The organism is Streptococcus mitis (assembly GCF_001281025.1).
Taxonomy (GTDB): domain Bacteria; phylum Bacillota; class Bacilli; order Lactobacillales; family Streptococcaceae; genus Streptococcus; species Streptococcus mitis_AK.
In genome coordinates this window covers 494,837-507,680 of record NZ_CP012646.1, presented here as the reverse complement: position 1 = coordinate 507,680, position 12,844 = coordinate 494,837, and the positions used below count along the sequence as shown (strand labels likewise).

Annotated in this window: 15 protein-coding genes; 4 read left to right on the top strand and 11 right to left on the bottom strand. The window is 42.3% G+C overall.

The genetic code is table 11. From position 1 onward, the window contains the following. Nucleotides 1-110: 110 nt before the first annotated feature. The 6 genes from RN80_RS02620 to tsaB all read right to left on the bottom strand — a co-directional run bounded on the left by RN80_RS02620 (nt 111) and on the right by tsaB (nt 5,058). On the bottom strand, nt 111-1,337 hold the full coding sequence (locus RN80_RS02620) for an MFS transporter (RefSeq protein ID WP_060627388.1): 1,227 nt from the start codon (nt 1,335-1,337) through the stop codon (nt 111-113). A 121-nt stretch (nt 1,338-1,458) separates the two neighbouring features. Further along, nucleotides 1,459-1,743 (bottom strand): bacteriocin immunity protein, encoded by a 285-nt coding sequence (locus RN80_RS02615; protein WP_004254985.1) that lies wholly within the window; start codon nt 1,741-1,743, stop codon nt 1,459-1,461. Nucleotides 1,744-1,973: 230 nt separating this feature from the next. Continuing rightward, the gene (locus RN80_RS02610) at nt 1,974-2,837 is read right to left on the bottom strand and encodes an XRE/MutR family transcriptional regulator (protein ID WP_060627387.1); all 864 of its coding nucleotides are present in this window, start codon (nt 2,835-2,837) and stop codon (nt 1,974-1,976) included. A 103-nt stretch (nt 2,838-2,940) separates the two neighbouring features. After that, the gene (gene tsaD, locus RN80_RS02605; RefSeq protein WP_060627386.1) at nt 2,941-3,951 is read right to left on the bottom strand and encodes a tRNA (adenosine(37)-N6)-threonylcarbamoyltransferase complex transferase subunit TsaD; all 1,011 of its coding nucleotides are present in this window, start codon (nt 3,949-3,951) and stop codon (nt 2,941-2,943) included. Next, complete coding sequence (rimI, locus tag RN80_RS02600) at nt 3,941-4,378, bottom strand: ribosomal protein S18-alanine N-acetyltransferase (protein ID WP_060627385.1); 438 nt, start codon at nt 4,376-4,378, stop codon at nt 3,941-3,943. Before rimI ends, tsaD begins: the two co-directional genes overlap by 11 nt. After that, nucleotides 4,375-5,058, bottom strand: coding sequence for a tRNA (adenosine(37)-N6)-threonylcarbamoyltransferase complex dimerization subunit type 1 TsaB (gene tsaB, locus RN80_RS02595; protein ID WP_060627384.1), 684 nt, complete (start codon nt 5,056-5,058; stop codon nt 4,375-4,377). The genes rimI and tsaB overlap by 4 nt, the downstream gene beginning before the upstream one ends. A gap of 191 nt (nt 5,059-5,249) precedes the next feature. Here tsaB and cibA point away from each other — a divergent pair, with 191 nt between their 5' ends. Together cibA and cibB are read left to right on the top strand one after the other, a co-directional pair. Next, nucleotides 5,250-5,435, top strand: a complete 186-nt coding sequence (gene cibA / locus RN80_RS02590) for a fratricide two-peptide bacteriocin subunit CibA (protein ID WP_000180841.1) — start codon at nt 5,250-5,252, stop codon at nt 5,433-5,435. 1 nt (nt 5,436) lies between these two features. After that, nucleotides 5,437-5,589, top strand: a complete 153-nt coding sequence (gene cibB / locus RN80_RS02585; RefSeq protein ID WP_000974044.1) for a fratricide two-peptide bacteriocin subunit CibB — start codon at nt 5,437-5,439, stop codon at nt 5,587-5,589. A 302-nt stretch (nt 5,590-5,891) separates the two neighbouring features. On the opposite strand, the gene RN80_RS02580 is transcribed toward cibB, so the two are convergent. Next, nucleotides 5,892-6,107, bottom strand: coding sequence for a hypothetical protein (locus RN80_RS02580; RefSeq protein ID WP_000282478.1), 216 nt, complete (start codon nt 6,105-6,107; stop codon nt 5,892-5,894). A 280-nt stretch (nt 6,108-6,387) separates the two neighbouring features. Here RN80_RS02580 and RN80_RS02575 point away from each other — a divergent pair, with 280 nt between their 5' ends. Further along, nucleotides 6,388-6,621 (top strand): DNA-dependent RNA polymerase subunit epsilon, encoded by a 234-nt coding sequence (locus tag RN80_RS02575; RefSeq protein WP_000639575.1) that lies wholly within the window; start codon nt 6,388-6,390, stop codon nt 6,619-6,621. 1 nt (nt 6,622) lies between these two features. Further along, nucleotides 6,623-8,302 carry a ribonuclease J1 gene (rnjA, locus tag RN80_RS02570; RefSeq protein ID WP_000331983.1) on the top strand — a complete coding sequence of 560 codons (1,680 nt, stop codon included), beginning with the start codon at nt 6,623-6,625 and terminating at the stop codon, nt 8,300-8,302. A 38-nt stretch (nt 8,303-8,340) separates the two neighbouring features. Here rnjA and mnmG read toward each other — a convergent pair whose 3' ends face one another. The 4 genes from mnmG to mnmA all read right to left on the bottom strand — a co-directional run bounded on the left by mnmG (nt 8,341) and on the right by mnmA (nt 12,401). Further along, complete coding sequence (gene mnmG / locus RN80_RS02565; protein ID WP_060627383.1) at nt 8,341-10,254, bottom strand: tRNA uridine-5-carboxymethylaminomethyl(34) synthesis enzyme MnmG; 1,914 nt, start codon at nt 10,252-10,254, stop codon at nt 8,341-8,343. Further along, entirely contained in the window at nt 10,244-10,675 is a 432-nt protein-coding gene (locus tag RN80_RS02560; RefSeq protein WP_060627382.1) for an NUDIX hydrolase, read from the bottom strand. The genes mnmG and RN80_RS02560 overlap by 11 nt, the downstream gene beginning before the upstream one ends. Before the next feature lie 8 nt (nt 10,676-10,683). Further along, nucleotides 10,684-11,139, bottom strand: a complete 456-nt coding sequence (locus tag RN80_RS02555) for an NUDIX hydrolase (RefSeq protein ID WP_060627381.1) — start codon at nt 11,137-11,139, stop codon at nt 10,684-10,686. 140 nt (nt 11,140-11,279) lie between these two features. Next, nucleotides 11,280-12,401 (bottom strand): tRNA 2-thiouridine(34) synthase MnmA, encoded by a 1,122-nt coding sequence (gene mnmA / locus RN80_RS02550; RefSeq protein WP_060627380.1) that lies wholly within the window; start codon nt 12,399-12,401, stop codon nt 11,280-11,282. Nucleotides 12,402-12,844: the final 443 nt, after the last annotated feature.

The following is a 12,844-nucleotide window of genomic DNA, read 5'->3' as shown; positions in this document are numbered from 1 at the left end:
ATTGGTCTGAAATGTCAAGCAACTTTCTCAAAAATTTAACAGTCTGCTGATTGTAGCCATCATAAACAGACTGGAATCCAGTCTCAAACATATAATATACACATTCTTCGCTAAATGTTTTCACGGATATTCAAGAGTATGATAAAGGCAGCTAGAAGAAATAGCAATAAAACAAAGCTAACTGCCAGAGTTCCAAAGCTAGTAGCAATGGTTACCAAAGCTATTGTAAATAAGCTAGGTAAAACAACTGTAATGGCACCGATAGAGGATTGAACTGCTCCCATTGACTCCTCAGGTATTTGTTTAAAAATGAGTTCCTGTAATCGAGGAGAGAGGATACCTGCGAAAAAGGCATCCAAGGCACTAAAGATAAGAATCCAGTCAAAACGAACTGCCACAAAGCCAACTAAAAGGAGTAATTGGATAATAAGCGAGGCATATAGGGCTAGTTTTATGGAGATTGTATTCTTCAGATAGCCACTCACAAGGCTTCCGACAATAAGGGCTGACAATTCAAGGGTGGATAACAAGGCAAGAGATTGACCTGTTTGTAAATTCAAAAAGGGCTGATTCCTCAAAAACAGAGTAGAAACAGGAACTGTAACATTTATCACTGCTTGACTAATAGAGATAATAAACAAAACCAAGAGCACCTTATTCATATTCCATATCAATTTTGATGATTGGAGCAGATGCTGGCAAAAGGATTTTACAGAGAGTCCTTCTTGATAGCTAATCGTTTTTTCTACTTTCAAGAGGTCTGTTTTTATGAAAAGAATACCTAAAAATGCGATTAAAAAGGTCAGAGCATTCAGTATGGAAATAGACTGGATAGATAGAATACCTAGTAAGACTCCTCCTAGAATATTACTGATTGTTTTCACTAAACTAACAGTTGACTGTTTAAATCCAATAGCTTCTGCCAGATGGTCTTGCCCAATAATTCTAATGAAAATCGGAGTGAGCATGGCGCCTGAAAAATAACTCAATGTGTCAGATAAGAGGTTAATCAGACAAATAAATGCTACTAATAACAAGGAAAAGGACTGCCCTGAAAGTGATAAAGAAACGATAGAGTAAAGCAAAAATTTTGCAAAACTAATCATTGTATATTTTAGGACACGATGATGTTGAAAATCCGCCAAAACTCCCAGAAAGATTTGCAGAACTTGAGGAAGGGTTTCTGAAATCGTGATCAGTAAAATCGCCAAAGGGGCAAAAGATGCATCTGCCACATAATTCAAAAAGGCCAGATAAAAAATCGTATCCCCAACCGTTGAAATCCACTGGTTGATGGTTAATTGCCTAAAATTTCTATTTTGAAGAAATACTTTCATCACAACTCCTTTTAAAGTTCCAGTGTATAGAAAACAAGACTTGGTTTAATATTGAACTCCAAGCCTTGCTCATATTCAGATTCATCCATTATATGATGTTCATGCCGTATTTTATAATAAATCATATCTTAAAAATACCAGACCACACTATTCCCTGCTTGTATTTAGCTTCTTTCTTTTGGACAAATTTTGCTAAATCCAACAACTCTGTCGGCGGTTCACCTTTAAAGCTCAACAATTCTTTAGAGACGGCAAAAGAAAGACGTACAGCTAACAAATCTTCATTAGTACTAGAGAACTGTTTTGCTGTTTCCAGCAATTGCTTCCTAAATTCTTCCGTCAAGCTAATTTCTTTATTATTGTATAGGGAATGAATTAACATTTGTAACTGACTTTGTTTTTCCATCGTTTACCTCATTTTATCTAGGACGCCAAGTTTCACTTTTAGTCCAGCCATTTACAGTATGCTCATAATTAAACATATACTGTACGAATTCCCATCTATAAACCACTTCTGCGACTTAGGATCTGCTTGAAGTGCTTTACAAGGATAGTATAACACGAAAATTAGCTTATTTTAGAAAATCGCATATTTGATATTTTTTCTTATAGAAATTTCAGATTTGCAATTGTTGACTACTCAATAAGTTCTTTGTATTGCTTCAAACGCAATTCGAAGAGGGCTAGCAATTGTGGATTTTCTAATACTTGCAGAGATTGGATAAATCTTTCAATCTCTTTTTGATTGCTTCCTTTGGTTTGAAGGAAAATCTTCATTTTCTTTAAAAACTGCCACAATACTTTTTCAAAAACATCGTATGGACGAAGCATGCTCTCTAGCTCAGCTTCAAAAATTGGGATATAAGAGAAAAGTTTACGCTCCATGAGTTCTGATATAATATTCAGAAATCCACTTTTCATATACAGTCTATTATGTACCAACTCTTTAAATTCCTTGGATTTTTCAAGTAACGAGGTTGATAAAAATATCAAATCTTGGTTGCTCAAGAAGGGCATGGTATTGCAAAAGAGATAGAGTTCAAACCAGGTCCAAGACTCAATAGCATAGAGGTAGGTGGTCAAAAATTCGCTATCCTCCTCTGCTAGCGGATAGCTTTTATCTAAGGAATGGATGGCATCTTTGATTACAATAGCATTCAAACGACGATAGGTCTCTGCCATCTGTTCTTGCTTGACCTCCTCTAATAGTTGCTCTAAACCAGCTATATCTTGGTGGGCAAAGCGATCCACAACCTTTCTACCAATTTGCATATGTAGGGATTCTTGATAATTGTTGAGCTTATGACCAAACTCATCGAAGGTCACATTAATCCCTTGGATGGCTAGAATCAGCTTGTCCGCAGATAGCATAGACTGTCCTAGTTCAAACTTGGACAACTGAGAGGCTGTTAGTCCAGCACAAGCCACATCTGACTGCTTGAGCTTTCTCGCCAAGCGCAATTCCTTGTAAAATTCTCCCAATTCCATTCTCTCAATCATCTTGCCACCTCCTAGATTTTGCATATTATATCATTATTTTTATAGTTTTGTCAAAATATTCTGACACCTTAGCAAGTGAAAAAGCCAGCCTTAAGCTGACTTCTTATTCTATGGTATCAAAAGCGAGACTTGGTTTGGCATTTAGGCCCAAGTTTGCAAAGTTTTCTTTGTTCCACTCGCTGACGCTGGCATAGGCAATCATACCTGCATTGTCTCCACAGAGGCGCAGAGGTGGGATGATAACCTTGACATCTGTGATTTCAGTTGCTAGGCGTTCTCTGAGACCTTTATTGGCTGCCACACCACCTGCCACGACAAGGGTCTTAACAGGATATTTCTCCAAAGCCTTCTTGGTTTTAGCCATAAGAATATCCAGTACAGCTGCTTGGAAGGAAGCACACAAATCCTCTGTAGACAGACTTTCTCCCTTTTGCTCAGCATTGTGATGAAGATTGATAAAGGCAGATTTCAAACCAGAGAATGAAAACTCCAGATTATCTTCCTTAATCATGGCACGAGGAAAATCATAAATATCCTGTCCCTGATGAGCTAACTCATCAATCTCGCGACCTGCTGGATAGGTCAAGCCCATGACGCGACCGACCTTGTCATAGGCCTCACCAACCGCGTCATCTCGCGTTTCCCCAACAATCTTGTAGTCACCAGCCTCAGAAACATAAACCAACTCTGTGTGCCCACCGCTGACCAAGAGGGCTAGCAAGGGAAACTCCAAAGGCTCCACGCTCTGAGCTGCCATAAGGTGACCAGCCATGTGGTTAACGGGAATCAGCGGAAGTCCATGTGCCCAAGCAAAGGCCTTAGCAGCTGATAAACCAACTAGTAAAGCTCCCACCAAGCCAGGTCCATAGGTAACCGCCACAGCTGTTACATCGTCTTCGGTAATCCCTGCTTCTGCCAACGCCTCCTCGATGCAGGCTGTAATGATCTCGACATGGTGACGACTGGCTACTTCTGGCACTACGCCCCCGAAACGTTTATGACTCTCAATTTGACTAGCAATGACATTGGACAAGAGCTCGTCGTCGTTTTTCAAGACGGCAACACTGGTCTCATCACAGGATGTTTCAAATGCTAAAATATATCTATCCTTCATCTATTTCTCTCTTCATGATGATGGCGTCCTCGACTGGGTCATGGTAGTAGGCCTTTCGCTCAGCGATGACCGCCATCTTTTCTTTCTTGTAAAATGCTTGCGCTCGTTGATTTGACTTTCTGACTTCGAGGAAAATCTCCTTATCTGCCGGCAATGTCGCAAACAAGGCCGAGGCAATTCCCTGACCCTGATAGGCTCCTTTAACAGCAATTTGCAGGACTTCTGCCTCAAAGATATTTTCCTGTACAGCTAGAAAACCAATCACTTCTGCCCCATCATAAGCCAGAGCATACCAAGTCTGGTCTTGGGACAGGTCTGCTTGGATTTGTTCCAGCGTCCAAGGACTGACTGGGTAAACAGCTGCCATGACAGCGTAGATGGCTTGAGACAAGTCAGGCTGCTGTTGGATTCGTTTGATTTCTATCATAGGCGTTTAATGTAAGACTCGCCAGACTCAGTGTGGTTCTTAAGCCAGTTTTCCTCTGCCTCGACTCGTTTGAGGTAATTCGGCACAAAATCATGCAAGGAGTCTGCTTCCTTGTCCCATGCCAAAAGAGCAAGATTGGCTGCATTAGGCAAGGTTTCTCTGTAATCAGTCCTTGGCAAATGTTCTTGAATCTGCTCAACAAAGGGGCCAACTTCTCCGACAAAGGTTACCTGACTAGCACCCTTGATTAGTTCGATGACTCGCTCAAAAGGCAGGTGCGCTTCTGGCATGACAGGTTTGGCATTTTCATAAAATCCTGCATAAACATTGTTGCGACGCGCATCCATCAAAGGAACGAACAAACCTTCTTGCTGGTATGGCACCAGAGCTAAGAGACTCGACATACCAACCAACTCGATGTTCAGAGTGTGAGCTAAAGTCTTGGCAGTTGCTACCGCAATTCGCAAGCCTGTGTAGCTACCAGGCCCTTCCGCTACCACGATTCGGCCCAAATCCTTGGGCGTCCAGTCCAAACTTGCCATCAAAAAATCGATGGCAGGCATGAGGGTAATACTGTGATTTTTCTTAATATTAATCGTCGTCTCGGCAAGAACCTGCTTATCCTCTAAAATAGCGAGAGAAAGAGCCTTGCTGGACGTATCAAAAGCTAATACTTTCATAACACATTCCTATCTTTTTGTCTGCTTACTATTATACTACAAAAGCTGGCACATGGGAATTTTCTTTATCCCCAAACAAAAATGCCTATACTTAGCTAAAAAATAATTCGCAAATAAAATTCAAAAAAATGCTCACTTTTCCTTTTCTTTTCCGAATATAAAAGTGAACAAGAAAAAAGGAGGAAAGTTCAATGACAAATTTTGACGTTCTTGACAATCAATTTTTATCCTTATCTGAAAATGAATTATCAGATATTGATGGCGGTCTCGCTCCCTTGGTTATCTTTGGAGTGGCAGTATCTTGGAAAGCTATTGCAGGTGGAACAGCACTTATAGGTTCTGGTTTGGCAGCTGGTTATTTTTTAGGAGGAGATTAATATGATGAAAGATTTGAACAACTATTGTGAAATTTCTAATAAGGAATTGCAAGAAATAAAGGGTGGTTTTGGTGTAGGTGTTGGTATCGCTTTATTTATGGCAGGTTATACCATTGGAAAAGACCTTCGTAAAAAGTTTGGTAAGTCATGCTAGATAAAAAACACATTTTTAGAAGGATAAATTTTATTATCTTTATCTCTTATAGTTTGCTCAGCATTCTCAATGATTTAAACATTACTACTATCCCTTTACCAATCGATTTATCTGTTTGTATTGTTTTGTTTTTAGTCTTCAACTCTATTTTTGAGCAGAAGAATCATTAATATAAAACTAATAAGCTCTGAAAATTCCATTGTCATGTCATTTTAGAAAAATGCAAAGACCACCTCATCTTGATAGATGGGGTGGAATTTTCTTTGCCCCCAAACAAAAATGCCCCAGCATAAGCAGGGCATCTAAGCATTTAATCCAAAATAAAATACAAACCAAACGACATAAGTTACGAGGAGGAGAAAAAGCGAGTAGAGAGTCACAAAGGTAATCTTCCACAAGAACTTGGTTTGTCGTCGTTCCAGTTTGGCAAATAGAAGATTCCCCGCATAAACGCAAGCAACAAAAACAATAAAAGCTACCAAACGAGCTCCGATAGCAAAAGCAAATAAGTTATACACGGGGCAACCTCCTTGACTTAAAATCTATATGGAATTATGACAAACAATAAAACTCATTTCCATTTTCAAAATAACATATTTTCTTTATTTTTGCAAACGATTACCAAAAAAATCGTCCTGTGACTTTCTCGTTTCCGTCTTTTACTAATTTTTCATTTTGTGGTATAATTGAAATAATTGTAACGAATCAAGGTCAATCTAGACACAAAATGGAATGAAATCAAGCAAATCTCTGCTAAAAGTTTGGAATAAGCTGACCTGTAAAATAGAAAGGAACTATATGATTTACAAAGTTTTTTATCAAGAAACAAAAGAACGTAGCCCACGCCGTGAAACAACACGCGCACTTTACCTAGACATCGATGCCAGCTCAGAACTTGAGGGTCGCATCGCTGCTCGCCAACTTGTCGAAGAAAATCGCCCAGAGTACAACATCGAGTATATCGAACGCTTGTCTGACAAATTGCTAGATTACGAAAAAGAAACTGGCGCCTTCGAAATCACGGAGTTCTAATATGGCCTATACTCTTAAACCTGAAGAAGTCGGCGTTTTTGCCATCGGTGGTCTGGGAGAAATCGGGAAAAACACATACGGAATTGAATACCAAGACGAGATTATTATCGTCGATGCTGGGATTAAATTCCCAGAAGATGACTTGCTGGGTATCGACTACGTCATTCCTGATTACTCTTACATCGTGGACAATATCGACCGCGTCAAGGCTGTTCTGATTACACACGGACACGAGGACCACATCGGTGGAATTCCTTTCCTGCTCAAGCAAGCAAATGTCCCTATCTATGCTGGACCACTTGCCTTGGCTTTGATCCGTGGGAAACTCGAAGAACACGGCCTCTTGCGCAACGCCAAACTTTACGAAATCAACCACAATACTGAGTTGACCTTTAAAAATCTCAAGGCAACTTTCTTTAGAACGACTCACTCTATTCCAGAGCCTTTGGGGATTGTCATTCATACACCTCAAGGAAAAATCGTTTGTACGGGTGACTTCAAGTTCGACTTTACTCCAGTTGGAGAACCAGCTGACTTGCACCGTATGGCGGCTCTTGGTGAAGAAGGCGTGCTCTGTCTCCTGTCTGACTCGACAAATGCAGAAGTGCCAACCTTTACCAACTCTGAAAAAGTCGTTGGTCAGTCCATCATGAAGATTATCCAAGGCATCGAAGGACGTATCATCTTTGCATCCTTTGCCTCAAATATCTTCCGTCTCCAGCAAGCAACAGAAGCTGCTGTTAAGACTGGACGTAAGATTGCGGTCTTTGGTCGTTCTATGGAAAAGGCCATTGTCAACGGAATCGATCTTGGCTACATCAAAGCTCCTAAGGGAACCTTTATCGAGCCAAATGAAATAAAAGACTACCCTGCAGGCGAGGTTCTCATCCTTTGTACAGGGAGTCAGGGCGAGCCTATGGCTGCCCTCTCTCGTATCGCCAACGGAACCCACCGTCAGGTGCAACTCCAACCCGGCGATACGGTTATCTTCTCTTCAAGTCCAATCCCTGGAAACACTACTAGCGTCAACAAGCTGATTAACATCATTTCTGAAGCTGGTGTCGAAGTTATCCACGGTAAGGTTAACAATATCCATACATCTGGACACGGTGGCCAGCAAGAGCAAAAACTCATGCTCCGCTTGATTAAGCCAAAATACTTCATGCCTGTCCACGGTGAATACCGCATGCAAAAGGTCCACGCTGGACTAGCAGTGGATACTGGTGTTGAGAAGGACAATATCTTTATCATGAGCAATGGTGATGTGCTTGCCCTTACTGCTGATTCAGCTCGTATCGCAGGTCATTTCAACGCCCAAGATATCTATGTCGATGGAAATCGTATCGGTGAAATCGGTGCTGCTGTTCTTAAAGATCGTCGTGATCTATCTGAAGACGGTGTCGTTCTGGCAGTCGCAACTGTCGACTTCAAATCACAGATGATTCTGTCTGGACCAGACATCCTCAGCCGAGGCTTTGTCTATATGAGAGAGTCTGGAGACTTGATTCGCCAAAGCCAGCGCATCCTCTTCAATGCAATTCGTATCGCACTGAAAAACAAGGATGCTAGCGTGCAATCTGTCAATGGTGCCATTGTCAACGCTATTCGCCCCTTCCTCTATGAAAATACAGAACGTGAACCGATTATCATCCCTATGATCCTCACACCAGATGAAGAATAAATCATAAAACAGCCCCGATTTTTCGGAGCTGTTTTTCTCTATGCTTTCTTTTCTTGATTTTTAGAAATACTACGATTTTTACCTTCAAGATACACCATCAAAATAGAAATATCTGCTGGGTTTACTCCCGAAATACGGCTGGCTTGGCCGATGGTTTCTGGATTGATGAGTTTGAACTTCTGGCGGGCTTCGGTTGCGATAGAGTCAATGTCATCCCAGTCGATATTAGCTGGAATGCGTTTTTCTTCCATGCGCTTCATCTTGGCAACCTGATCCATGGCTTTTGAAATATAGCCTTCGTACTTGATTTCTGTTTCAATCAATTCGATAATCTTGTCATCCAAGTTCTCTACAGCTGGCCCGATAAAGGCCACCACATCTTGATAAGAAACTTCTGGACGGCGAAGGAATTCCTTGGCTGTCACTGCATCTGTCAACGGCTTGAAGCCCATCTCCTCAACCTTGGCATTGGTTTCCTTGACTGGCTTAAGTTTGATGCTGTCTAGGCGCTTCATCTCATTGTCAAATTGATTTTTCTTGATTTCAAAGCGAGCCCAGCGTTCATCGTCCACAAGTCCAATCTCGCGTCCCATCTCTGTCAAACGCATATCAGCATTGTCATGGCGGAGAATGAGGCGGTATTCAGCACGACTGGTCAAAAGGCGATAAGGCTCAATCGTTCCCTTGGTCACCAAATCGTCAATCATCACCCCGATATAACCGTCACTACGCTTCAAAATCAACTCAGGCTTATCTTGGATTTTCAGAGCCGCATTGATACCCGCGATAATCCCTTGGCCTGCTGCCTCTTCGTAACCTGACGTTCCATTTGTCTGACCAGCAGTGAAAAGACCTGAGATTTTCTTGGTTTCCAAAGTCGCACGCAACTGATGAGGCAAGACCATATCATACTCAATGGCATAACCTGTTCGCATCATTTCAGCATTTTCCAAACCTTTAATAGAATGAACCAAGTCACGCTGGACATCCTCAGGTAGACTGGTTGAGAGGCCTTGGACATAGACTTCCTCAGTATTGCGCCCTTCTGGCTCAAGGAAGAGTTGGTGACGTTCCTTGTCCGCAAAGCGCACAATCTTGTCTTCAATCGACGGACAGTAACGAGGTCCCACTCCCTTGACCACACCTGTAAACATAGGCGCACGGTGGAGGTTATTTTGGATAATCTCATGACTGGTACCATTGGTATAGGTCAACCAGCATGGCACCTGATCCTTGACATAATCCTCATCACGTGAAGTATAAGAGAAGTGATTTGGCGCTTCGTCTCCTGGCTGAATCTCTGTCACGTCATAATTGATAGAAGAAGCCTTGACACGTGGAGGGGTTCCCGTCTTGAAACGACCGATTTCGAGGCCCAGTTCCTTGAGATTATCAGCAAGGTTAATAGAAGCCAAGCTGTGGTTAGGACCTGATGAATACTTAAGGTCTCCGATGATGATTTCCCCACGGAGGGCCGTCCCTGTCGTCACGATAACAGCCTTAGCAGCATACTCTTGATGGGTCGCTGTACGAACGCCGACAACTTTGCCGTCTTCCACCAAAATCTCATCAATCATGGTCTGACGAAGGGTCAGATTGTCTTGATTTTCAACTGTCTTGCGCATCTCCTTAGAGTAAAGTTCCTTGTCAGCCTGCGCACGAAGGGCACGGACAGCTGGCCCCTTCCCTGTGTTGAGCATCTTCATCTGGATGTAAGTCTTGTCAATGGTTTTGGCCATCTCGCCACCGAGGGCATCAACTTCACGCACAACAATTCCCTTGGCAGAACCACCGATAGAGGGGTTACAAGGCATGAAAGCCAGCATTTCAATGTTGATAGTCGCAAGCAAGACCTTACAGCCCATACGGCTAGCGGCCAAGGAAGCCTCGACCCCAGCGTGTCCCGCACCAATTACAATAATATCGTATTCTTCAGTAAAATTATATGTCATTTCTTAACCTTTCAAAAATTTCTCGTAAATAAGGAACTAACTTCTCCTCCTCTAGAGCTTGAGCCATAGTAACCCACTTAAAGTGCGTATGCTCTTCAGGATCTAATCGGATAATCGGCTTCTCCCCAACCCACTCTGCTTTATAAACTAAGCGAGTAAAGACTGTATCCTTAGAGGTATCCAGTTGACTATCTTCGTGAAGAAGTTTGAGCGAACTGCTATCTAGCCTAACTCCCGCTTCTTCAATACATTCTCTAAGAGCTCCATCTCGCGGAAGTTCACCCTTTTCAACCCCGCCACCAGGAATATCCCAGTAAGTTGGATAAACATTGGGTTGTCCTCTTTTAATTTCCGAACGCTGAATGAGTAAATAATCATCACCACTATGAACAAGTACATGGGCAATAAGCTTAACCATTATTTTCTCCCCTATTCCTCAAGATGGATGTGTCTTAGTTGGCCGTCCCAATCTGGCAGGGCTGTTTTTAAAAAGGCTGGAACTAGATTGATACCCTTAAGCTGGTCTATGTCAATCCATTCACAGGGCTGCCTTTTCTCATCTTCCTGCATGGTCAATGGGGCATCTTCAAGCAAGTCCACCAGATAATGAAACTCAATGTTGTGATAGGAAACACCGTCTTGTTCAAAACGATTTTCAACAACAAAAGCTAGTTGCCCAGCTTGAGCTTTGACACCCAGTTCTTCCTTCACTTCACGGACTACCGCGTCTTCCGTGCTTTCATTGACTTGAATCGCACCGCCAATAGTGTAATACTTTCCCTTGTCTTTGGTGACTAGGAGCTTGCGATTTTGGAGAATCAAGGCTGTCGCCCGAACTCCAAAAATTGTATTTCCTACTTTTGTCCGAAAGTCTTGCTGAGTCATTCTTATCCTTTCCCTTAAACGACACAAAAACAGTCAAAACTCCAAAGAAGTGCAGGACAAAAAAGCCTGCAACATCCATGAGCTTTGACCATCATTTCTATTGCTTTTATTATTGTAGCAAATTGAGAAAATTTGTCAATCTAAATGTACTGACAAACTTGTCCATCGCGGTAAGCATTGTCAATCAAACCGCCACCTAGACACTCTTCGCCCTCGTAAAAGACAACTGCCTGTCCTGGTGTAATCGCGCGTTGCGGTTCTGCAAAGATGACCTCTGCCTTATCTCCTTTGACATGGATGGTCACCTTCGAATCAGGCTGACGGTAGCGGAATTTTGCTGTGCATTCTAGCGTAAATTCCTCTGGCATCTCACGAGTAAAGTGAACTTGACTAGCTTCTAGGCTAGTTGACATGAGCGAGTCATGGTAGAAACCTTGACCGACATAGAGGATATTCTTGCTTAGGTCTTTTCCGACAACGAACCAAGGGGCATTGTCACCACCGTGTTGCCCACCGATACCAAGTCCACCACGCTGACCAATCGTATAGTACATAAGCCCAGCATGCTCGCCCATATCGCGACCATCCACAGTCATCATGCGACCAGGCTGAGCTGGCAGGTAGTTGCTGAGGAAATTTTTAAAGTTCTTTTCTCCGATAAAGCAAATCCCTGTCGAGTCTTTCTTCTTAGCAGTCGCAAGGCCTGCTTCTTCTGCTAGTTTTCGCACTTCAGGCTTTTCCAAATGTCCTAGTGGGAACATGGTTTTTTGAAGTTGTTCTTGCGAAAGTTGGCTGAGGAAATAGGTCTGATCCTTGCCATTGTCCACGCCACGAAGCATATGAACAGTACCATCTTCATCACGCGCCACTCGGGCATAATGCCCAGTCGCTACATAGTCTGCCCCCAAGGTCATGGCATAGTCCAAAAAGGCCTTGAACTTGATTTCCTTGTTGCACATCACATCTGGATTCGGCGTGCGCCCTGCACGGTATTCCGCTAGAAAATACTCAAAAACGCGGTCCCAATACTCTTTTTCAAAGTTGACAGAGTAGTAAGGAATGCCAATCTGGTCTGCCACCGCAGCCACATCCTTGTAATCTTCGGTCGCCGTACAAACGCCGTTTTCATCTGTGTCATCCCAGTTCTTCATGAAGATACCGATCACATCGTAGCCCTGCTCCTTGAGAAGAAGAGCCGTCACCGACGAATCGACACCACCACTCATCCCCACAACAACACGTGTTTTAGAGTTATCACTCATGGTAGGTCTCCCATCTATTCGTTTATTCACGATTGAAGGTCGTGTGTGCTTTAACGATTGAAGGTCGCTTGAGCAGTATTCATTATAACATGCTTGGTTAGAGAAGACAAGAAAGAGGCTGATAATCTACAAGCCTCTTTTATAAAATAATCAATCCTTCAACAAAATCCATTGTTGAAATGCTGTTCTAAACCATTGATCGCTCAGATTTCCCAGAATAGAGCTGTCCTAACTATCGAATAGATTAAATCCATACATATCCACGCAATTCTACGTTTAGAATTGCCATAAAATAAATGTTTTAGGGATATTCTAAATCTTTGACTGCTTAAAATTTTACGTTCTGAAGGATTTTAAAGCTAGAATAGCATAAAAATCATGAAAACTGAACTATTCGAAGCTTCAAAGTCATACGATTTCCATAGGAAGTATCTTTTTAGTAC

What these genes read in the sequence shown, in the direction of transcription:
- RN80_RS02620 (WP_060627388.1), bottom strand. Translation starts at nt 1,337, where the DNA reads ATGAAAGTATTTCTTCAAAATAGAAATTTTAGGCAATTAACCATCAAC.
- RN80_RS02615 (WP_004254985.1), bottom strand. Translation starts at nt 1,743, where the DNA reads ATGGAAAAACAAAGTCAGTTACAAATGTTAATTCATTCCCTATACAAT.
- RN80_RS02610 (WP_060627387.1), bottom strand. Translation starts at nt 2,837, where the DNA reads ATGATTGAGAGAATGGAATTGGGAGAATTTTACAAGGAATTGCGCTTG.
- tsaD (WP_060627386.1), bottom strand. Translation starts at nt 3,951, where the DNA reads ATGAAGGATAGATATATTTTAGCATTTGAAACATCCTGTGATGAGACC.
- rimI (WP_060627385.1), bottom strand. Translation starts at nt 4,378, where the DNA reads ATGATAGAAATCAAACGAATCCAACAGCAGCCTGACTTGTCTCAAGCC.
- tsaB (WP_060627384.1), bottom strand. Translation starts at nt 5,058, where the DNA reads ATGAAAGTATTAGCTTTTGATACGTCCAGCAAGGCTCTTTCTCTCGCT.
- cibA (WP_000180841.1), top strand. Translation starts at nt 5,250, where the DNA reads ATGACAAATTTTGACGTTCTTGACAATCAATTTTTATCCTTATCTGAA.
- cibB (WP_000974044.1), top strand. Translation starts at nt 5,437, where the DNA reads ATGATGAAAGATTTGAACAACTATTGTGAAATTTCTAATAAGGAATTG.
- RN80_RS02575 (WP_000639575.1), top strand. Translation starts at nt 6,388, where the DNA reads ATGATTTACAAAGTTTTTTATCAAGAAACAAAAGAACGTAGCCCACGC.
- rnjA (WP_000331983.1), top strand. Translation starts at nt 6,623, where the DNA reads ATGGCCTATACTCTTAAACCTGAAGAAGTCGGCGTTTTTGCCATCGGT.
- mnmG (WP_060627383.1), bottom strand. Translation starts at nt 10,254, where the DNA reads ATGACATATAATTTTACTGAAGAATACGATATTATTGTAATTGGTGCG.
- RN80_RS02555 (WP_060627381.1), bottom strand. Translation starts at nt 11,139, where the DNA reads ATGACTCAGCAAGACTTTCGGACAAAAGTAGGAAATACAATTTTTGGA.
- mnmA (WP_060627380.1), bottom strand. Translation starts at nt 12,401, where the DNA reads ATGAGTGATAACTCTAAAACACGTGTTGTTGTGGGGATGAGTGGTGGT.